Raw genomic sequence first — 20,940 nt, 5'->3', positions numbered from 1 at the left:
TATATTGATAACCGAGTCACAAGTTCAAGAAAGTGCCACTTTTTCCACGCATTTTATTTACAACTCGACTAGACAAGCCCAATTCACTTCCTTAAAATCAGCCGCAATAAAAATCGTTATCATTTGCAATGTTGTTTAACGGAATAGTCTGATGCCAAGGATATCGGTGTAGCAAATTCACTCGCCCTTAGCAGGAAGTTATATGACGTTCAAAACCTCGTTTGTTGCCCTCGCCGTATTTGCCGCCCTCACCCAATCCGCAGTGGCTCAAGAAGCCCCAGATACGGGAACGAATAAGAATAAAAACATCGAAAAAATCACTGTCACCGCGAGCCGCATGGATAAATCGCCAAGCTCCATTCCCAATACAGTGACCATTATCGACCGCGTGCAACTCGAAGAGCAGTTCCGCACCACTAAAGATTTGTCGACGATTATCGGCAACTTAGCACCTAGCTTTTCACCCAGCCGCCAGAAGATGAGCAACACGGGCGAAACCCTGCGTGGCCGTCCGCCATTAATCATGATCGATGGCGTCCCCCAATCCAACCCACTGCGTAGTGGTGGTCGTTCGGGACAAACTATCGACCCTGCGATGATCGAGCGTATCGAAATTATCCACGGCGCCAATGCGATGCACGGCTTAGGCGCACAGGGCGGTATCATCAACTACATCACCAAAAAACCAACGGGCGATAACCAACACGTCGTCAGTTTCGATGTTACTGTGCCCGACTCGCTCAAATCGAACGGTGTAAGTTTTGGTGCCAGCTATGCGTTTTCGGGCGAATCCGAGCTGATCGATATGTTGGGCTCGGTGAGCTATCGCAATAACGGCGTGTACTACGATGCAAACCACGATGTGATTGGCGTGGACACGACGCAAGGCGAGTCCATGGACAGCCAGAGCAAAGACTTCTTTATCAAACTCGGCCATAACTTTGCCGAGTCGCGCTTAGAGCTGATGGTTAACCATTACAACATGGAGAACAATGGCGATTGGATGCCGGTGAAAGGCGATATCACCACTGGCAAACCAACGGGCGCAATCGAAGAAAAACAACCTTGGGAAGCGGCCAACAACCAAGTCACGACGACTAGCCTCACTTACACCCACGAGAATATTGCTGGTCAACAGCTGAGTATTCAGTTGTTTAATCAAGATTTTGAGGCCGTGTATGGCGGTGGCTGTAACAAGACTTTCTACGATCCTGCATTTGCCAATAACGACAACCTAGTACAATGCGAAGGCCCTAAAGGCGAGAGTTGGTACTATGAGCAATCGCGTAACTCTTCGGTCAAATGGGGATTAAAAACCTCGTTAATTGCCAAAAACATTGCCGATACGGGTATCGACGCCGCCTATGGTATCGACCTGTTCCGCGATACCACTGAGCAGGATTTAGTGCAGACGGGTCTGTCGTGGGTGCCTGAAAGCACCTATGACAACTTCGCGCCTTATTTGCAGTTAGATTATGATTTAATGACTGATCTAACCCTATCGACCGGCGTACGCTACGAGCACGCTAAACTCAATGTCGATGACTACAAGACGCTCTACGGTGCAGGGAATAAACAAATCGAAGGGGGCGAAGCGAGTTTCGACGAGACCCTATTCAACATAGGTGTCTCCTACAAGATCACTCCAGATATCCGCGTTTACACTAGCTATAACCAAGGCTTTGGTATGCCAGATATCGGCCGTATTCTGCGCGACGGTAACAGCTTCCCCGGAGCAAACCCAAGTATCAGCGACTCTCTATCCCTTGCACCGATTGTGACGGATAACGTGGAGTTTGGCGCCGATTACCAAGGTGAATTCTTGAGCGCTAAGATTGCTTACTACCGTTCGGCCACCGATTATGGCGCCCGTTTAGCCTTAAACAGCGACGGCTTCTACGACGTTAAACGTGAGAAGAGCGTCATTGACGGTATCGAAGCCAATATCACCGCCTACCTGACCAGCAACGACGATCTGGGCATGAATCTAGCGATTCAGCGCGGTGAATACGATTCGAATGATGACAACAAAACGGATACCGATCTCGATGGTGCCAACATTTCACCGAATCGTATCAACCTGTTCTGGACCCATAATTTCGATAACGAAATGTCGACACGCGTACAGGCAAACTACTTTATGGACCGTGATTTCGAAGATGCAACTGGTGAGAAATATGCCGAGTTTAATGGCTACACCACTGTCGATGCGTCATTCTCAATGCCGCTCTACACTGGCACCTTAACCTTAGGCGTACAAAACCTGTTTAATAAGGATTATTTCAACTACTACTCACAAACTATGGGTACTAATGATCGTTATTTCAAAGGCATGGGTCGCACAGCAACACTCGGTTATACAGTGGCTTTCTAGTTAGCACACCCAATTTACCGTATAAAAAAGCGCAACCTAAGTTGCGCTTTTTTATTGGGGATTGACCCGTCCTAAATAGCGTTGACACTTTTCAAACTCATTTTGGAGAGTGTAATGACTTCAACAATTAAACGAACTCAACGCGATTATTCCCTCGCTTTTAAATTGGCGGTTGTCAACCAAGTGGAAAAAGGCGAGCTGACCTATAAGCAGGCGCAAGACAAGTACGGTATTCAAGGTTGCTCCACCGTGTTAGTGTGGTTACGCAAGCATGGCAAACTGGATTGGTCCCAAGGGACACCGTCTACATCAATGCGAGGACAGTTGATGACTGAACCCACCGAGCTCACCCCCGAGCAAAAGATAAAAGCCCTCGAAGCCGAACTTGAAGATACCCGCATGAAAGCGGCGTTCTTCGAAGCCATTGTCGAAAAACTCAGAACTGACTACGGGATATCCGTCGTAAAAAAGCCACCCGCGAAACGCTCCAGGAAAAAACGGACGTAGGTTATCGCGTCACCCAATGCTGTCGTTACCTTGGCATCAGTCGTCAGGCGTATTATCAGCAATGCCAGCGGCAAATCGTCTCAGAGCTAAGGGAGCAACAGATGTTGCAAATGGTACAATATGAACGGTTATTTCAACCGCGAGTCGGTACGCGTAAACTGCAGTATTTACTCAACAAAATGCATCAAATAGTGATAGGACGAGACCGGTTATTTCGCTGTCTTAGGGCGCATCGTTTGTTGGTCACGCCTAAGCGGGCGTACCATAAAACGACCCATAGCCATCATCGATTCAGGTGTCATCCCAACTTGCTTAAGCCCAGTGAGCAGCAAGTGGACATCAGCCGCTCAGAGCAAGTCTGGGTGGCGGATATTACCTATCTGCCACTGCAAGATAATGAAGCCTATTTAAGCTTGGTGACCGATGCCTGGTCACGAAAAATTGTGGGCTATCATGTTGATGATAATCTTAAAACAGACGGGGTGCTAACGGCCTACAAACGGGCGCTGAAGCAGCGACAAGACAAAGATAAACCGCTGATACACCACTCAGACCGAGGGATACAGTACTGCTCAAACGCGTATCAAGCGGTTCACGCACATCATGGCGTGACATGCTCAATGACAGACGGATATGACTGCTATCAAAATGCCTTAGCAGAGCGAGTGAATGGCATCTTGAAGCAGGAGTTTTTAACACATAAGCCTGCAACGCTGGAGGAGGCACGACAAATGGTGGCAGAAGCGGTTGCCATCTATAATCAACGGCGGCCACATTTGACCTTAAAATACAAAACGCCCGATGAGGTTCATCGAGCGTTTTAGGTGGAAATAAGTGTCAACTTATTTCAGGACGAGACAGATTCACGAATCTTTCGTCACCACCCAGAGTGCATGCAACAAACCGGGGAACCAGAAAAATAAACACAACACTATGTTGATTAATAAGTCCTTGCCTGCACCCGCCTTTAAAAATACCGCGACTGGAGGTAATAGAATCGCAATGATGACTAAGAGTAATTTGTTTGTATCCATAGCAGGCTGTCCTTAATTGACCATATCTTTAACTAACTTCGCAGTTAGTGTGCAGGTTTGCAACTTTTTCATCGTCAACAGTTTTGTTTGAGTGGTATATACGTCCGCACAAACTGAAAAAGCCATCTATAGTTAAAGGAAAAAATGAACCCTAACCATGGATCCTCAAGCCCTTTTACTGATTAAGTTTATCTGCCTGCTCACGGGCACCGCCGCTATTGCTTGGGGATTAATCGCTCAACCGTTAAAAATCGCCACCTTAGCCAGTATGCGGTTTTCCCTCGCCAACCTTTTTGTGCTGTTTGGCATCATACTCAATACCCAACGGACAGAATCAAACAGTTATCTCTATTGGTTTTGCTCCGATATCATCATCTTGTTGGGATTTATCATGTTGCGTTGGGGGACCCAGTATCTCTTTCGCTTGAAACACAGCACTAAGTTCGATCTGAGTATTCTAACTATCACCGCAGTATTGATGTTAACGGTTCCCCCGAGCTCACACTCAGAGCCAGTGCTGGCCATGCTGTTTTCTGCCAATGCCGCCCTTACCTTTGTGATGCTGACTCGAGATAATTTTATTGCCATCAAGCCAGATGCTGGCAGCAAAGTCGCCACGGCGATGGTGCTGCCATTAGTCGCCATGGTCATTATCTTCACTCTTCGCTTCTTAATCGCCCTGCTTTCATCGAACGAAAACCATGTCTTTATCGCCATCTATCGCGAGGAGGCGACGCCCGTGCTATGGTTTTATGTTGTCCTCGCCCTTATCATCAACATAGTGATGATTGGCAATGCGATAACACGCCTTGTCAGCAAAATCAGAGTATTAGCCGAGCGAGACCAACTGACTGGGCTGTGGAATCGGCGGGCGATGCAAAAGCGGCTTACGGTTATCCATCAACGCTGGCAAAAAAATGCTGAGCCCTACAGCCTGATACTGCTCGATCTCGATCATTTCAAACAAATCAACGATCAATATGGCCACGCCGTAGGCGATCTTGCCCTACTTACGGCTGCAAGACTATTTAGCACTGTATTGAGGGAACATGACGTCCTATGCCGCCAAGGTGGAGAAGAATTTCTGGTATTACTGCCCGCCACCAGCGCGTCCGCCGCCAGAACCGTCGCAGATAAGTTACATAGGGTGTTGAGGGAAAATCCGCTTCAATGCCAAGGGCAAGAGATCCAACTCTATGCCAGCATTGGTTACGCCACCATTTACCGAGGCTGTGAGCCAGACAAGCTCTTAATCGAAGCCGACCATGCCATGTATCGCGCCAAATCAGAGGGGCGAGACAGGATCTGCCAAGCCCTAACACCACAAGCCTAACGTTCGGGCCAGTCTAATGACTCGGGGGCTTGCCACTGTTTAAGCGCCTCAGTCACGCCCTGCATACTAAAGACCTCGCCCTGCTCGGGCATATCGAGATACGCATACTCCTGCCAGTGACCATCCTCGTGTTGATAACGAAAATGCAGACAATAGGCGTGCAGATAACAACGGTCGGCGACATCCGAGCCATAGAGGGCATCGCCTAAAATCGGTACCCCGAGGCTTGCAAGCGCGACCCGTAACTGATGGGTTTTCCCCGAGTGGGGTTTGAGTAAATAAAGCCTAAGCCCTTCGCCAACACTGGTGGAGAAGAATTGGGTTATCGCAGGATTTTCTTTAGTTCGCAGCAACTTAAACATGCTGCGGCGGGATTTAGCCATATCGCCAATCACCCAGCCTTGCTTCTTCTTCGGCTTGCCTTTGGCGAGCGCTAGATAGTATTTCTGCACTTGATGGGCGCTAAAAAGCTCAGTCAACTGCCGCGCCGCCGCAGGATGTTTGGCTAACAGTAACAGCCCTGAGGTCGGCGTATCGAGCCGATGCACGGCAAAGAGTTTTATCCCTAAATCCTGCTCCAGCTGCGCAACGACACCCGCAGTGCCATCTTGGCTGTGAAAATGCACACTCGGCGATTTAGAAATAACAAGAAAATCAGCCTCATCGGCTATGATTCGGTACATGGGGTTCTCAACACTGTCATGCGGATATAGGCCTAAAACTGAATGGTCACCACTAGGCCTGGATGATTATCCGAAAGAGTAATTTGCGCATTGTGCCGCGACATGATCGCTTTGACCATAGATAATCCTAAACCTGTGCCCTGCAAATGGCGGCTGGGGTCGAGACGCACTAATCGCTCAAACACCCTTTCCTTGCTGTCATCGGGGATCCCTGGGCCGTTATCGCAAATCTTAATTTGGGCGCCAGATTGAATAATATCGATGCGAGCGCCTTGGCCTGAGTACTTCATCGCATTGTCGACCAAGTTATATAAGGCTTGGAACAACAAATACTTGTCACCATAAATCTTATGGTCAGATAGGAGCGATAGACTCAAGGTTTGCTCATTCGACTCGGCGACCGCGTCGGCCATGTCCAACAAATCGGTACATAGCTGCGCCAAACTCAGCTCCTGCAAATCTAAGGTTTGCTGCCCTTCCTCGATGCGTGTTAGCGAGAGCATGGCATCGAAGGTTGCAAGGCAGTGGTCGAGCTCTTCGGTCAAAATCGCGCAACCTTCGCTGATTTCATCGGGGGATTTGGCCGCTAACTCCTCAAGACCAATGCGAATATGGGATAAGGGTGTACGCAAATCGTGGGCAATATTGTCAGTCACCCCGCGCACCGCCATCAGGTTATTCTCAAGAATATCCAGCACGTTATTAAACTGCAGCGCCAACATATCGAACTCGTCCTGACGCCAACTGAGCGGCAGACGCGTATCGTAATGCCCCCGCTCAATTTGCTCACTCAAGCGGTTGTACTGCACTAAGCGGCGCAAAATCGCCTTAGAAAACAAATAGCCCAGCGCTAAGGTTAACACTATGGTCAACATCACGGCCGTGGCCGCCGCACTGATAAATTTATCAATCAAGGTGGCTAAGTTATCGGTACGGGTGGCGATGAGCACAGGGCCATAGCGGGTCATCACTAGGCCACCAGTGAGGATATGCAGCTTATCAGGGCCGCCAGTTAAAATGGGGAAATCCCGAGTTTGCGGCAGCATGGGCATGCCTTCTGGCATAAAGCTTAAGGCACCAACCATGTCATAACTGTTGCGCCAAGCGATGAGCGCCGTCTGCGGATCGGCGGCACGGATTTGCGCCGCAAAACTACGACGGTCCACAGTAAGAGCAAGCTGCTGATAACGTTGGGTTTCTGACTCGAGATACTGAGTCACTTGGTACTGCTGTTCGATAATGAGCTGCCGATAAAGGGCAAACAGCAAAGCGCCTATGATCACAGTCACTAAGGTCGAGAAGATAATAGTGATGCGCCAGGCGCTGCTTTGGTAAGGCTTAATGCCTTTGGCGTAAGCGATAACCCGCTCCCCTTACGGTTTCAATCAATTCACCGTGGCCTAACTCTTCAAACTTACGGCGTAACTTGGCGATATGCACGTCGATCACATTGGTACGGGGATCGAAGTGATAATCCCATACTGCTTCGAATAATAGCGTGCGACTAATTACCTGATTGGCGTGTTCCATCAGATACTTAAGCAGTTGGAATTCTTTGGGTTGCAGCATTAAATCGTGACCATCTAAAGTCACATTGCGAGTAAGCAGCTCCATTTTTAAGCCGCCGACCACCAAATCTGTGGTAATAGGGACGGATTGACCCCGTTGCATCAACTTTTCGGCACGTACGAGCAGCTCCGAAAAGGCAAAGGGCTTAGTCATATAATCATCGCCACCCGCACGCAGGCCTTTCACTCTTTCATCCACATGGGCCAGCGCCGACAGGATAAGCACTGGGGTTTGATTGCCCGTGGCTCTGAGGGCGGCCAGCAGTTTCAAACCATCGAGTTGGGGCAACATGCGGTCGAGAATCAAAAGGTCGTACTGACCACTCGTGGCTTGCAGCAGGCCTTGATGACCATCGCTGGCGGTCTCAATATTATGCCCCTGCTCAAGAAATCCTTTAACGATGTAGTCGATCGTTGTCGCATCATCTTCAACTAAAAGTATTTTCATCTGTATGCTGCGCTCCCCTGTCTTCGCTTAGCGGTGATGCTCAGTGCTAATCCCACTTAAGTAAAGGTAGTTGCCGTAAATTTTCAATATCGAATGCCAATTTATACTTACCAGTATCATCCAGCAACTTTAACTCTAAGTAACTGATACCTAAGTCATGATCTAACTTTGCGTCGGTCAAAAAGGCCTTATGGTCCTTAGTCGCCATCGCAATAATGCCAGAGAAGGTTTGATGTTTAGTGCTGATAAGGCGTGCGGCTTCCACTTCACCAACATCGTCGGCAGTGACTTTACCCGCTTTTTGTTTCAATAACTTACCATCTCGCGCCCGATATTCGAAACGGGTAATCGCATTCGCCAGCGGATTAATCAACTCAAACTGGTAGACCAACTCGCCTTCCTGCATTTCCATTTCAAACTCGGCAATCACGCCAGGAAAATCCTTCTCAATTTGCTGCATCACACTTAACGGCGGCTGATACTCACCGCTCGAAAGCATCGAATACATGCTCTGGGCTGCGGTGGCAATCCCAGATACCAACATGAATCCTAGCAACCATAGTCTCATGGCTCCTCCATAAAAATCGGCTAAGTTTGTATCTTATGAGACAATCAGTTAGATGTCGATGGCATGCCAAAACCCCATCGTTTTTATCCCTGTTTGCCCATGATGGCGCCTAGTTCATCACCCATGTGGATTGCTCAATCCGATTGATTCAGGCTCGGCAAGCACTGACGAATGTATTGAGTTTACCTAATACCTACTGAAACACCGATGGAAACAAGATTAAGCTTTGATCCGTCATTCCGCACCTAATTTTCGATTTAAAAAAACTTGACGGCGATCGGCCATTCTGATCTATTACTACTTTTTGCAGGTAGATCATTATGGCCACTCCCGCTATCGCTATTCGTAACCTCGACCACCTTGGTTTGGTCGCTGCACTCTGCCAAGAACTCGGCATTGCTCGCATGATTGATGCGGTGCTCCCCAAAACGCCGCCCTACAAAGTTTCACATGGTGAAGCCTTGGTGGCGATGATTCTGAATGGTCTTGGCTTTCATAGCTCCACCTTGCACATGTTCCCGCAATTCTTTGCCAACAAGCCTGTAGAGCGTCTGATTGGCCCTGGGATCTGTGCCGATGACCTAAATGATGACGTGCTCGGCCGCTGCCTTGATGCCCTCTTTGAGGCCGATGTCAGCACGCTTTATCAGGTGATGGCGGAACAGGTCGTCGAGCGATTGGAGCTCAAAAGTACCGCAGTACACCTCGATATCACCAGTTTCCACGTCGATGGTGCCTATGACCAAGTCGATGGCGAACAGCTCGGTAAGTTGCAATTGGTACGGGGCTACAGCCGCGACCACCGGCCAGAGCTAAACCAGGTTATCCTGGAACTTATCTGCGAAAATCAAGCCGGCCTGCCCATTTATATGCAAGCCTTGAGTGGCAATAGTAATGATACCAAGGCCTTTGCCCAGACCGTACGGCGCCACTTGAGCAGTCTCAAGGCCGCGCAGGAGAGTCGTTATCTGGTCGGCGATGCGGCGCTGTATTGCACCGACACCTTGCAACTACTGGCACAACAGCAACAGTTGTTCGTGACTCGTGTGCCTGTCACCCTCAATGAGGCCAAGCGAGCCGTGGCAACCATTGGCACCCAGTCGCTGGTTGCGCTGGGCAATGGCTATCATGGCTGTTGGCAAAGCGCCAATTATGCCGACGTCGCGCAGCGTTGGTTGCTGGTGCGCAGCGAACAGGCTAGCCACCGTGAGCAGCAAACATTAGCCAAAAACCTACTGAAAGACAGCACGCGTGAGCTGAAAGCCTTTGGCAAATTATGTGCTCAGCGTTTTGCCTGCGAGGCCGATGCGCAGGCTGAATTAGCCCGTTTTGCAGCCAACTTAAATCTGCTGCAACTGGAAGCAGAGGTCGTGAGTGAACCTCTCTATGCTGGGCGCGGAAGGCCGCAAAAGGGTGAAGTGCCGGTGAGCTACCAATTTCACATCAAGGGGTTAGCCGCAAGTAGCTTGGCGCGGGTAGCAGAGGCACGCAACCAGACTGGGGTGTTCATCCTCGCGACCAATGATCACAGTGAAACGCTCACCATGGCTGAGCTGTTGGCAATCTATAAAGCCCAGCAGAACGTCGAGCGTGGGTTTCGCTTTCTGAAAAGTCCCGAATTTTTAACCTCGTCGTTGTATCTTAAAAAACCAGAACGTATCGAAGCATTACTGATGGTGATGACCTGTAGCCTGATGATTTATGCGGCGCTGGAGCACCGTATCCGGCAGGGCTTAGTAGAGCAGAATCGCAGTGTGGCGGACATGAAAAAGAAACCCACGCAAAAACCAACTGCGCGCTGGATCTTTTTACGCTTTGGCGGGGTACACGAGTACCAGTTAGGAGAGGCGCCACCTCAGGTCACGGGGCTAACGGCCGACCAGCAGATCATTCTCGACGTGTTAGGTGAACGCTATCGGCAAATTTATTCCTAAATCAGGTGCGGAATGTCGGTTTGATCATCTAGGGATTTAACGGCAGCGCAGCTTCGCAAATCAAGCTGAGTTATTCGTTAATAGAGAATAGATTTCGCGAAATGAGGCAAAAAACTTAGTTACTCTAAAATATGAATTTGTTCAGATTTGAGCGCAACCGTGGTTTGCATCCCTTTGGTTAAGCCAAGTTTCTGCGCGAGATGGAGCGACACTTCCGTATTAAGTTGCAACTCAGTCTCAGTGGCATAACAGACCACGCGCACCGACTCGCCCATCACCAGCAAGGAGTCGATGGTGACATCTAACTTATTAAAACTGCGGCATAAACGTCCATTTGAGATGGCGTTAAATCTTATGCCTTGATTCGGGATCACCCAACGCACTTTGCTGCCCACGCTGCGGTCTTTACCAAAATCACTGGCGATCAGCTGCTCACCAAATTTGAGCCAAGTAATGTCCTTAGTACGGTCTTGGAACACCACTTCGCCATCGAAAATATTCCTTAAGCCCATCTGCCGCGCAACCGCCTCGTTACGTGGACGCGATAACACCTCAAACGGCGCGCCCTGCTGCAACATCTGACCTTGGCTAATCAAGATCATCGAATCGGCCAGCAGCAGCGCTTCGTTTAAATCATGGGTCACCATAATGACGGGGCAAAGCAGTTGCTCTTTGAGGCGAGCAAGTTCGAGGTATAAACGCTCGCGGGTTTCTCTGTCCACTGCCGAAAAGGGCTCATCGAGTAACAACACCGACGGTTCACGGGCAAGGGCGCGAGCAAGCGCAACCCGCTGGCGTTGACCGCCGGAGAGATGCATAGGCAGTCTATCGGGCAACCCATGCAAATTGACCCGTTCTAACCAGTCCTTCGCCCTCGCAATTCGCTCCGATTTGGGAATATGGTCAAGCCCTGCAACCACGTTCTCGAGCGCGGTAAGATTGGGAAATAGCCCAAAATGCTGTGGCATATAGCCGATATGGCGCTGCTGCGGCGTTAGCGCGGTGCGACTTTGATGATCGAACCATGGCGTCTCACCAAACACAATACTGCCCGCATCGGGATGATTCAGCCCCGCGATCATCCGCAGCAACGTTGTCTTACCGCCCCCCGATGGCCCGACGACAGCCAGTACCTCACCCGCTTTACAGCTAAATTCGGCGCTCAGCTTAATATGCTTTTGGTTTTGGATCTGGCAATACAGATCAGCGATGATTTGCGCCACGCTGACCTCCTAAACGCCGCGATAAACTGGTGGTGAGCGCCAATGCGCTAATCGCAAATAACAACAGTACCAATGACATAGTACCTGCTGCGCCAAAATCGAAGGCCTGAACACTGTCATAGATGGAAATCGAGATAGTTTTGGTCTCGCCGGCAATATTCCCGCCCATCATTAACACGACCCCAAACTCACCGAGTACATGGGAGAAACACAGCACTAAGGCGGTCAGCACCCCAGGCCACACCATAGGCAATTCAATTTTCAGCAGAATCTTAAGTTTGCTCATGCCGCAACAGGCTGCAGCATCGCGCACGTCGTGGGGAACCGCTTCAAAGGCGCGTTGTATCGGTTGCAACGCAAACGGAATATTCACCAGCACAGACGCCAGCACTAACCCCGAGAAATGAAACACTAACTGCTGCCCGGTTAGGCGCTCTAACCATTGCCCTAACCAGCTTTGACTCCCTAGCCCCACCAGCAAGTAATACCCAATCACAGTCGGCGGTAAGACTAAGGGCACCATGATTAAGGCCTCAACCCAAGACTTACCCACAAACTGACGATAGGCTAAGGCTCGCCCCGCCAGAATCGCCAGCGGGATCAATACCAATACCGTGATACTACTGAGCTTGACCGATAACCAGAGTGCCTGCCAATCCATGTCTGGCCTTATCGAGCGGGTAGACCAAATCCGTATTGCAGGAATACGGCTCTGGCGGCATCAGATTGAAGATATTGATAAAAACGCTCTGCGGTTGCTCCCGCTTTTGGCATCAAGGCCATGCGTTGGTTGAGTGGACCATGCAATGCTTCGGGCAAGGCAATCGCCTGACCTAAGGCCTTAAACTGTGGCGCTAAGGCAAGGGATAACGGAATAATCCCGCCTTGGGTGGAGCCACTCACGGCAAATTGCGCCGCTTGGGAGGCATTTTCGCCCAAGATTAACTTAGTTTGTAGGCCATCCCACAAACCTAATTTTTGTAGAAGTTCGCGAGCGCGCTCCCCATAGGGCGCATGTTCTGGGTTGGCAATCGCAAAGCGCTCCAACTTGCCTGCGGCGAGCAAGTTTTTTACGCCATTCAGCTCGGCATCTAAGGTTAAGGGAGACTTATTTGGAGCCACTAAGGCTAGGCGACCGACCGCGTATTGCACGCCAGCATCGCGGGTAAAGCCAGCTTTTTGCAGCTCATGAATATAACGCTCATCGGCACTGAGCAAGAGTTCAAACGGCGCACCATGTTGAATTTGCGCGACAAAATTCCCCGACGAGCCATAGGATACTCGCACCTTGAGCCCGGTTTCGGCGCTGAAGTTTTTAACAATATCATCGAGGGCAAACTTGATATTGGCGGCGGCCGCAATCGCTGGCACAGTCTCGGCGCGGCTAACGGCAGGCATCAAGGCGACACAGCACGACAAGCCGAGAGCAAATACTAAACTCCAGATTTTGCCTAACCCTGCCACACTGTGCATAAACTCACCCTCACTCTCGCCTACTACTGACTCAGTCTTACGTTAGTCTTTGTGTTGCCACAATTGCGCCGCTTGCTCATCGGCGTCCTTGGCTTCGACCCAATTCTTGCCCTTGTCCCCGGCTTCTAATTTCCAGAAAGGGGCTTTGGTTTTCAAAAAGTCGATTAAGAATTCGCAGGCCGCAAAGGCCGCCTTGCGATGGGCACTGGTGACGCCGATAAACACAATTTGCTCACCCAGCGCCATAGTACCGACACGGTGGATAACCGTAACTTTATTGAGCGGCCAACGCTCACGCGCTTCGACCACGATTTGCTCGAGCACGCGCTCCGTCATACCGGGATAGTGTTCTAAGGTCAGGTCCGTCACCACTGAACCGTCGTTAAAGTCGCGCACCTTGCCCACAAAGGTGACAACGGCGCCATCGCTATTGTCTTGGGCTAATTGGTGGTACTCATCGGCCACATTAAAATCGACGGTTTGCACCCGCACATTTGGCAGTAAACGCATATCAACCTCCGGTCACAGGCGGGAAGAAGGCGACTTCATCACCATCGCTCACTCGGGTATCCCATTGACTAATGGTTTGATTCACCGCCACCAGCAATTTGTCCGATGCTAACACTTTGGACCATTTATCGTCGGTGGCCGCGAGTGTTGCGCGTAATCCTTCTGCGGTTTGTGTCTGCTCACTCGCTTCAACACTCAGCTGGGCAGTTCCTAAAAGCTCACGAACTTGGGCAAAAAACAACACGTTAATCATATTCTTATCTCGCTTTACGTTATTCAGCTTTAAAGTGTCCCGACTTGCCGCCGCGTTTTTCGAGCAGGCGCACCTGTGAAATCACCATGTCTTTTTGCACGGCTTTGCACATGTCGTAAATCGTCAGCGCTGCGACAGAGGCCGCCGTGAGCGCCTCCATTTCGACACCGGTTTTACCTGATAATTTACACAGGCTAGTGATGCGCACGCGATTATGTTCAGGCTGAGCCTCGAGCTCGACTTCGACCTTAGTTAGCATTAGTGGATGACATAACGGAATTAAATCTGAAGTCTTTTTCGCCGCTTGGATCCCCGCGATACGGGCGGTGGCGAACACATCGCCCTTATGGTGGCTGCCGCTCATGATCATCTCGAGGGTCGTGCTCGCCATCTCGATAAAGGCTTCGGCACGGGCCTCGCGCTCGGTCACGGCTTTCTCGGTCACATCGACCATATGGGCATTGCCGTCGGCGTTAATATGGGTAAATACATTGCTCATTGAAGCGATCCTTTAAACTGATGCCAAATTCAAGCATAGGGAAGTTAAGCGCCATCGCGAAATCTAACCTAATGAAAGATAACGCGATAAGCAGACTAAGACCTAAGTTAGATTAACCGCCAATCGAGGCCAGATGTTGCGTCACGCCAGTAATGCCCTGATGCAGATAATGGGTTTCCTTCTTCTGCGCCAGTTGACCGTGTAACCGCTCGATTAATTCCGCTTGTTGACTCGGGTGTTGCAGTAGATCACGCAAATCGATGCCAGACTCGGTAAAGAGGCATAAGTGCAACTTACCCTTGGCCGAGACCCGCAAGCGATTACAGCTCGCGCAGAAGTTAGTGGCGTAGGGCATGATCAAGCCGATACGGCCCTTAAAGTCACTGTGGCTGAAGTTTTGCGCAGGGCCATCGTCGGCGCGAGGCGTATCTAATTGCCAGCCCTCGGCTTGCAGCTGCGCTTTGATATCGGCACCCGCCAAATGGTGAGCTTGGAAATACTCGCGGCCAAGGCCTGTTTCCATCAGCTCAATAAAACGCAGGTCGATGGGCGTGTGCTTAATCCAATTCAAAAAGCGCGGTAAATCTTTATCGTTCATCCCCTTGAGCAATACCGCATTGACCTTCACGCGCTCAAAACCCGCGGATAAGGCGGCATCGATACCACGCATCACCTCGTCGAACTTATTCTCGCCGGTGATCTGGTAAAACATCTTAGGATCTAAGCTGTCTACCGACACATTGATACGGCGCAGCCCTGCGTCGAACCACTCTTGGGCATGCTTCTCGAGCCTATACCCATTAGTGGTAGTAGCGACGGTATGAATACGAGGGTTGTCGGCGACCACTCGAATGATATCGGTAAAATCTTTACGCAGCGTGGGTTCGCCGCCAGTGATACGAATTTTTTGAGTGCCAACCTGGCTAAATGCGGACACAAGGTTTTCTATCTCACTGAGAGATAAAAACTGTTGTTTGCCATTCGGATGATAACCATCTGGGAGGCAATAACTGCATTTGAAGTTACAAACGTCAGTGACTGACATTCGTAAGTAATGAAATTTACGACCAAAATTGTCTTGTAATTGAGACATGATCACCTTTCCAAGTGTGGGAGGCGAGTGCATTTCTTTACTCACCCCAGTGGCCTTATTGCCACGGCTACACCCCCATATCTGTTGACTTAGGTAGGCAAGCTCGGAGAACCGTCAACCGTGATTATAAGCCGAAAGTATTGCCTAGCTATACCCCCAAACAGGTATTTCTTGATCCGCTTCAAGTGGGCGTGAACAATCTGTGACAGCGCTCACCCAAAGATTTGTCATTATTTAGGCTAAACAGCCCGCTTAGCCCCTGTGCCCTGCGGTGATTTTGAGGTAAGGTGGACATCAGCAATAAAACGCCCGTTTACAAACAAACTACAACACCCGGTAAAAATCGGGGATATGCGAAGGAAGAGGTGAACTGATGGAACGCGAATCAATGGAATTCGATGTTGTTATCGTCGGCGCAGGCCCAGCTGGCTTGGCCACTGCGTGTCGGTTGATGCAGATATCACAGAGTTCAGGCAAAGAAATTACCGTCTGCGTGGTAGAGAAAGGCTCCGAAGTGGGAGCACACATTCTATCTGGCGCCGTATTCGAACCACGAGTGTTAGATGAGCTATTTAGCGACTGGCGCGATTCAGGCGCTCCCGTCACCACAGCCGTGACCCACGATGAAATCTATCTACTCAATTCCGCCACCGACAGCAAGCTGATGCCCAATGCGTTTGTGCCTAAAACCATGCACAACGAAGGCAACTATATTGTCAGCGTAGGTAACCTCTGCCGTTGGCTCGCGACCCGCGCCGAAGCGCTCGGCGTAGAAATCTTCCCTGGTTTTGCCGCCAGCGAATTACTCTTCAATGAAGATAACAGCGTGAAAGGCATCCTGATTGGTGATATGGGCGTCGGTGCCGACGGTCAGCCGAAAGACAGCTTTATGCCTGGCATGGAACTACACGCCAAATATACCGTGTTCTCAGAAGGTTGCCGTGGTCACTTAGGCAAACAGCTGATCGCGAAATACCACTTAGATAATGGCAAGACACCACAACATTACGGCTTAGGCTTTAAAGAAATCTGGAAAGTCCCCGCCGAACAACACGAACAAGGTAAAGTGGTGCACACAGGTGGTTGGCCATTAACCGATGGCGCATCGGGTGGCGGCTTCCTCTACCATATGGAAGACAACCAAATTGCCGTGGGTCTGATTATCGACCTCAACTACAAGAACCCCCATTTAAGCCCGTTCGATGAATTCCAACGTTATAAGACTCACCCTGTTATCGCCAAATACTTAACTGGAGGCGAGCGTTTGACCTATGGTGCTCGCGCAATCACTAAGGGCGGCCTGAACTCACTGCCGAAGATGAGTTTCCCCGGCGGTCTGCTGATTGGTTGCGATGCAGGTACCTTAAACTTCGCCAAGATCAAAGGCACCCACACCGCCATGAAGAGCGGTATTGTCGCAGCCGAAACCTTAGCCAAAGCGATGCTGGCCGAGGTCGAAGGCGGTAAAGATCTGGATTGTTTCCAAACCCATCTGGAAGAAAGCTGGTTACACGAAGAGTTATATAAGTCGCGCAACTTTGGCCCAGCAATGCACAAGTTTGGCACTTTCCTCGGCGGCGCATTTAACTACATAGATCAAAACTGGTTCGGCGGTAAGTTCCCAATCACCCTGCGTGATGAGCACCCAGACTATGCACAAATGGCCCCAGTCAGCGCCTACAGCAAGATTGATTATCCCAAGCCCGATGGCAAACTCAGCTTCGATAAGCTCTCTTCAGTCTACCTGTCGAGCACTTATCATGAGGAAGACCAGCCTTGCCATCTGCGCTTAAAAGACAACAGCATCCCGCTCGGGATAAACCTGACGCAATTTAACGAGCCAGCCCAGCGTTACTGCCCTGCCGGCGTATACGAAATCGTTGAAGAAGCAGGACAGCCTAAGTTTGTCATCAATGCGCAAAACTGCATCCACTGCAAAACCTGCGACATTAAAGACCCGAGTCAAAACATTACTTGGGTGACGCCCGAGGGCGGCGGTGGTCCAAACTACCCGAATATGTAACTCAACCGGAATAAGGCGCTCATTGAGCGCCTTATTTTTGCTTGCCTTCACGCCACACTTTGGTCACAATTGCGCCATAAAAATCACATGCTCCAAATCAGCAACTCATTTCCATCTATACTCTACATAACAAGATCTACCGCAAGAGCAACAGGTTAGGCCCAATAAATGTCTTGGACGCTGTTTTATTCGGCATTCGACCTAAACAAAGGTTAACTTTTAACATTTCTGTCCGATACTTGTTATTGGCTAGAAAACGTCGACCGATATTTCTAAACGTCTAACACAGGCATATTGATATTTATGATATTGAATAACCTTACTATTAAGCAGAAAATCCTGCTGACAGTGACATTTGCTGTGCTGCTGTCGACCATACTCGTGGGCGTCCTCAGCCAACGTAGTGCAAAAAGCGTGGTACAGCAGCGTATGCTCGGGTCGGAAATGCCCAGCTTAATGATGCAGATCCGCAACAAGATTGAGCTAGATATTTCGAGCTTAATGAATGCCGCCGAACAACTCGCCAGCAGCCGTATGTTGCTGCAATGGCTTGAAAACGGTCGTCCGCAGGAGCAAGAGCCGCAAGTCGTTGCCCAGCTGAAGGATATCACCCGCCAATATCATTTGGCCCAAGCCTCCTACGCCGATAGACAAACCGCCGCCTACTACACTCAGGATGGTTTTTTACGTGTACTCACCCCTGCGCAGGACGGTTGGTTTTTTGGTTATCGCGACAGCGGCCAAGAGCGAATGCTTAACGTCTTTACCGAAGCCAATGGCGAGGTAAAACTCTTTATTAACTACCAGCAACCGAATGGTCGTGGACTCGTTGGCCTCGCTAAATCCCTCGATGATATGGTGCGTCTACTGGGCTCCTTTAAGATTGAAGAAACAGGCTTTGTTTACTTAGTCGATGCCAAAGGCGAGATAAAACTGCACCCCGACGCCAGCCAAATTGGCAAGAGTAGCCTCAAGAGTTTGTACTCAGGTGCCAACATCAGCTCATTACTTAATCGTAATGATTTCAACCTGATCGATACCCAAATCCAAGGTGAAAACACCTTCGTAGCCAGCAGCTATATTCCCTCCATGGATTGGTATCTCGTGGCTCAAGTGCCCGAAGCCGAAGTGTTCGCCCTGCTAACGGATGCCGCCTACCAGATCTTAATTTGGACCTTCATCATTGCCGCGGGCTTTATCATGCTGGCGATTGTGGTGGCAGGTTCAGTAAGCCGCCCTATCGCACAAGTCGCGGCAATGTTCCGTGATATCGGCGAAGGTGAAGGCGATTTACGTCAGCGCCTACCCGTTAAAGGTGAAGATGAGATTGCCCAACTGGCACAAGGATTTAATAGCTTTATCAGCAAAATCCAAGACTCAGTGATTGAGGTTGCGCAGACCAGTGAACAGCTCGGCTTCTCGGCGAAGGATGTGTCTAATCAGGCGCAGCAAACCCTTGAAGACAGCCATGAGCAAAAAGATCGCACTATGATGGTAGTGACCGCCATCAATGAGATGGGTGCCACTGTAAATGAAATCGCCAGCAATGCCGCCCAAGCCGCTGTTGCGGCGAAAGATGCCGATACCGAATCCAATAGTGGCCAAGTGGTGGTAACCCGTGCTCGAGATACCATTAATCAGCTCTCTCAGGATGTGGAACAAGTTGGTGAAGTGATTGAATCCCTCGCGACTCATACCAAGTCTATCGGTGGCATTCTCGATGTGATCCGCGCGATTTCGGAGCAAACTAACCTGTTAGCCCTAAACGCCGCGATTGAAGCCGCACGTGCTGGTGAGGCGGGACGAGGCTTTGCAGTGGTAGCCGATGAAGTCCGTAATCTGGCATCGCGCACCGCCGCATCGACCAACGAAGTCCAAGGCATGATCGACAAGTTGCAATCCGAAGCCAGCCGAGCGGTGAATGCCATGGCCCAAAGCCGTGCGCGCTCCCACGAAGGGGTGGCCGCCGTCGATGAGGCCAGCCAATCTCTGGTAGGCATTAGTGACCGTATTGGCCTGATCAGCGATATGAACATTCAAGTGGCCGCGGCGACGGAAGAGCAATCGACCGTAGTGGAAGATATCAACCGCAACGTGACCGAAATTAACGAGATCACCCAGCGCACCGCCAGCACGGCACAAGCTGCGGCACAGGCGAGCTTAGCGCTAAATCAACTCGCCCACCGCTTAGACACCTTAGTGGCGAAATTTAAGGTGTAAGTCCAAGATGGGTTGAAACCAAACAACAACGCCTTAGCGAATCTCTCCCTAAGGCGTTTTTATTGAATCGCTTTAAAAGCAATTAGTTGTCGGAAAGGAACTTAATCGTCAGCGGATAACGATACACTTGCCCTTCGCTCGCCTTAATGATCCCAAGGATAGTGCAAACTAAGTCGAGAATGCCGAGGATGATCAAGAAGATAAACCCAATGCCCACAAAGGCTAACAGCCCGCTGATAATCACATAGATCAACAGGCTTAATTTAAAGTTCAAGCAACTACGGCCGCATTGGTCGACAAAAGCCGACTCTTCACGTTTCATCAACCACATAATCAGTGGTCCGAGAATCGAGCCTAATGGCACTAAATAACCGATTAAACTGGAGGCATACACAAGTAAGCCAAAATCTCTTTCACTCTTAGTCACTGACTCTATCATTACACTTTCCCTGTATTATTGTTTGAAAAATAAAGTTTATTTACCTTTTGGCCCATATAAGCGCATCTGCCAATCTTCGACTTGCTGTGTCGCTAAGCGCCGCTGCAGACTATTCACCCAGCTTTGTGCCAACCCTTCACATGAGGCGAGTCTATCATAGGCTTTGGCATCGTATTCGGGTGAGAAGTACAGCGCCATGGCCTCGGCAACACTGATATCGGTTTTACGCTCGACTAATTCTATCCTGTCGTTTAGCTGAATCACACCAGGGGTTAATACTCTGTAAAACCAACCACATAGCTGACTCTGCTGCATGGCGAGGGCAAAGTCTCTATGGCCAAATTGCAAGTTCAATTTAAAGCAAGGTGAACGCGGCTGAGTCACCTGCACTGTGACGGCACCGATTTGCAGGATATCGCCGATATTGACCTCGGTTTCATTCAAACCAACAGTGCTGATGTTTTCACCCATGCTCGGCGCATCTTCGAGTTGGGTGATTAAATCCCAGCGACGATACTGACCATAATGCTCGCGGGGAAAATGATGCAGCACTCGGTCGAGTCCGCCATGGTGCTTAGGATCGGCTTGCGCATCGCCTTCGACACGATCGACATTCACTCGCAACTGCTGCGCCGATTTTTTACCGTCGATACCAGTAGAAACACCGTCAATCTCTTGCAGAACCGCCCCTAAATACAAACCCGATAATCTATTTACCAACAAGGTCGACATTTGTTACTCCTACTTCATCGCTATCC

At 50.0% G+C, this 20,940-nt stretch carries 20 protein-coding genes and 1 riboswitch; of the genes, 6 read left to right on the top strand and 14 right to left on the bottom strand.

Features of this window, described 5'->3' with window-relative positions; translation table 11 throughout:
* The first annotated feature begins 202 nt into the window (after positions 1-202).
* Together N5E87_RS01510 and N5E87_RS01505 are read left to right on the top strand one after the other, a co-directional pair.
* Positions 203-2,374 (top strand): TonB-dependent receptor, encoded by a 2,172-nt coding sequence (locus N5E87_RS01510; protein ID WP_086903246.1) that lies wholly within the window; start codon positions 203-205, stop codon positions 2,372-2,374.
* Positions 2,375-2,488: 114 nt separating this feature from the next.
* Positions 2,489-3,705 (top strand): IS3 family transposase gene (locus N5E87_RS01505; protein WP_279774936.1). Its coding sequence is split into 2 segments (ribosomal slippage): positions 2,489-2,837 and positions 2,837-3,705, totalling 1,218 coding nucleotides; the frame shifts between segments, so codons are not numbered across the junction.
* Positions 3,706-3,744: 39 nt separating this feature from the next.
* On the opposite strand, the gene N5E87_RS01500 is transcribed toward N5E87_RS01505, so the two are convergent.
* Complete coding sequence (locus N5E87_RS01500) at positions 3,745-3,915, bottom strand: YqaE/Pmp3 family membrane protein (protein WP_086903952.1); 171 nt, start codon at positions 3,913-3,915, stop codon at positions 3,745-3,747.
* Positions 3,916-4,072: 157 nt separating this feature from the next.
* On the opposite strand from N5E87_RS01500, the gene N5E87_RS01495 reads away from it, so the two are divergent.
* The gene (locus N5E87_RS01495; protein ID WP_086903951.1) at positions 4,073-5,248 is read left to right on the top strand and encodes a GGDEF domain-containing protein; all 1,176 of its coding nucleotides are present in this window, start codon (positions 4,073-4,075) and stop codon (positions 5,246-5,248) included.
* Here the strand turns inward: N5E87_RS01495 and N5E87_RS01490 are convergent.
* Genes N5E87_RS01490 through N5E87_RS01475 form a run of 4 tightly spaced genes read right to left on the bottom strand, consistent with a single transcriptional unit; the run spans position 5,245 to position 8,515 of the window.
* Positions 5,245-5,931, bottom strand: coding sequence for a TIGR01621 family pseudouridine synthase (locus N5E87_RS01490; protein ID WP_086903950.1), 687 nt, complete (start codon positions 5,929-5,931; stop codon positions 5,245-5,247). The two genes, N5E87_RS01495 and N5E87_RS01490, sit on opposite strands and share 4 nt — an antisense overlap.
* Before the next feature lie 32 nt (positions 5,932-5,963).
* On the bottom strand, positions 5,964-7,220 hold the full coding sequence (locus N5E87_RS01485) for a HAMP domain-containing histidine kinase (protein WP_086903949.1): 1,257 nt from the start codon (positions 7,218-7,220) through the stop codon (positions 5,964-5,966).
* 49 nt (positions 7,221-7,269) lie between these two features.
* Positions 7,270-7,947, bottom strand: a complete 678-nt coding sequence (locus N5E87_RS01480; RefSeq protein ID WP_011621087.1) for a response regulator transcription factor — start codon at positions 7,945-7,947, stop codon at positions 7,270-7,272.
* A 46-nt stretch (positions 7,948-7,993) separates the two neighbouring features.
* The gene (locus N5E87_RS01475) at positions 7,994-8,515 is read right to left on the bottom strand and encodes a hypothetical protein (RefSeq protein WP_086903948.1); all 522 of its coding nucleotides are present in this window, start codon (positions 8,513-8,515) and stop codon (positions 7,994-7,996) included.
* Between the two features lie 320 nt (positions 8,516-8,835).
* Between N5E87_RS01475 and N5E87_RS01470 the strand changes: the two genes are divergently transcribed.
* On the top strand, positions 8,836-10,449 hold the full coding sequence (locus N5E87_RS01470) for an IS1634 family transposase (RefSeq protein WP_218558478.1): 1,614 nt from the start codon (positions 8,836-8,838) through the stop codon (positions 10,447-10,449).
* 119 nt (positions 10,450-10,568) lie between these two features.
* Here N5E87_RS01470 and N5E87_RS01465 read toward each other — a convergent pair whose 3' ends face one another.
* The 7 genes from N5E87_RS01465 to moaA all read right to left on the bottom strand — a co-directional run bounded on the left by N5E87_RS01465 (position 10,569) and on the right by moaA (position 15,500).
* Positions 10,569-11,672, bottom strand: a complete 1,104-nt coding sequence (locus N5E87_RS01465; RefSeq protein ID WP_086903947.1) for an ABC transporter ATP-binding protein — start codon at positions 11,670-11,672, stop codon at positions 10,569-10,571.
* A complete protein-coding gene (gene modB / locus N5E87_RS01460; RefSeq protein ID WP_086903946.1) occupies positions 11,653-12,333 on the bottom strand; it encodes a molybdate ABC transporter permease subunit in 681 nt (226 codons plus the stop codon). The genes N5E87_RS01465 and modB overlap by 20 nt, the downstream gene beginning before the upstream one ends.
* An 8-nt stretch (positions 12,334-12,341) precedes the next feature.
* Entirely contained in the window at positions 12,342-13,145 is an 804-nt protein-coding gene (gene modA / locus N5E87_RS01455; protein WP_086903945.1) for a molybdate ABC transporter substrate-binding protein, read from the bottom strand.
* A gap of 42 nt (positions 13,146-13,187) precedes the next feature.
* The gene (gene moaE, locus N5E87_RS01450) at positions 13,188-13,655 is read right to left on the bottom strand and encodes a molybdopterin synthase catalytic subunit MoaE (RefSeq protein ID WP_086903944.1); all 468 of its coding nucleotides are present in this window, start codon (positions 13,653-13,655) and stop codon (positions 13,188-13,190) included.
* A gap of 1 nt (position 13,656) precedes the next feature.
* Positions 13,657-13,908, bottom strand: a complete 252-nt coding sequence (moaD, locus tag N5E87_RS01445; RefSeq protein ID WP_086903943.1) for a molybdopterin synthase sulfur carrier subunit — start codon at positions 13,906-13,908, stop codon at positions 13,657-13,659.
* A gap of 19 nt (positions 13,909-13,927) precedes the next feature.
* Positions 13,928-14,407 (bottom strand): cyclic pyranopterin monophosphate synthase MoaC, encoded by a 480-nt coding sequence (gene moaC / locus N5E87_RS01440; protein ID WP_011074083.1) that lies wholly within the window; start codon positions 14,405-14,407, stop codon positions 13,928-13,930.
* A 112-nt stretch (positions 14,408-14,519) separates the two neighbouring features.
* Complete coding sequence (gene moaA, locus N5E87_RS01435) at positions 14,520-15,500, bottom strand: GTP 3',8-cyclase MoaA (protein ID WP_041412503.1); 981 nt, start codon at positions 15,498-15,500, stop codon at positions 14,520-14,522.
* Positions 15,488-15,621, bottom strand: a riboswitch (molybdenum cofactor riboswitch). (Overlaps the previous gene by 13 nt.)
* Positions 15,622-15,873: 252 nt before the next feature.
* On the opposite strand from moaA, the gene N5E87_RS01430 reads away from it, so the two are divergent.
* Complete coding sequence (locus N5E87_RS01430; RefSeq protein WP_011715511.1) at positions 15,874-17,523, top strand: electron transfer flavoprotein-ubiquinone oxidoreductase; 1,650 nt, start codon at positions 15,874-15,876, stop codon at positions 17,521-17,523.
* A 303-nt stretch (positions 17,524-17,826) separates the two neighbouring features.
* Positions 17,827-19,743: a methyl-accepting chemotaxis protein gene (locus tag N5E87_RS01425; protein ID WP_279774935.1), complete on the top strand. Its 1,917-nt coding sequence runs from the start codon at positions 17,827-17,829 to the stop codon at positions 19,741-19,743.
* A gap of 82 nt (positions 19,744-19,825) precedes the next feature.
* Here N5E87_RS01425 and N5E87_RS01420 read toward each other — a convergent pair whose 3' ends face one another.
* Both N5E87_RS01420 and N5E87_RS01415 read right to left on the bottom strand, forming a co-directional pair.
* Positions 19,826-20,182 (bottom strand): DUF4870 domain-containing protein, encoded by a 357-nt coding sequence (locus N5E87_RS01420; protein ID WP_011621077.1) that lies wholly within the window; start codon positions 20,180-20,182, stop codon positions 19,826-19,828.
* 36 nt (positions 20,183-20,218) lie between these two features.
* Entirely contained in the window at positions 20,219-20,914 is a 696-nt protein-coding gene (locus N5E87_RS01415) for an MOSC domain-containing protein (RefSeq protein ID WP_220054421.1), read from the bottom strand.
* Positions 20,915-20,940: the final 26 nt, after the last annotated feature.

The sequence above is a fragment of the Shewanella sp. GD03713 genome, from assembly GCF_029843705.1.
Classification (GTDB): Bacteria; Pseudomonadota; Gammaproteobacteria; order Enterobacterales; family Shewanellaceae; genus Shewanella.
The sequence above is the reverse complement of the archived record's forward strand: the minus strand, read 5'-3'. Positions and strand labels throughout refer to the sequence as shown.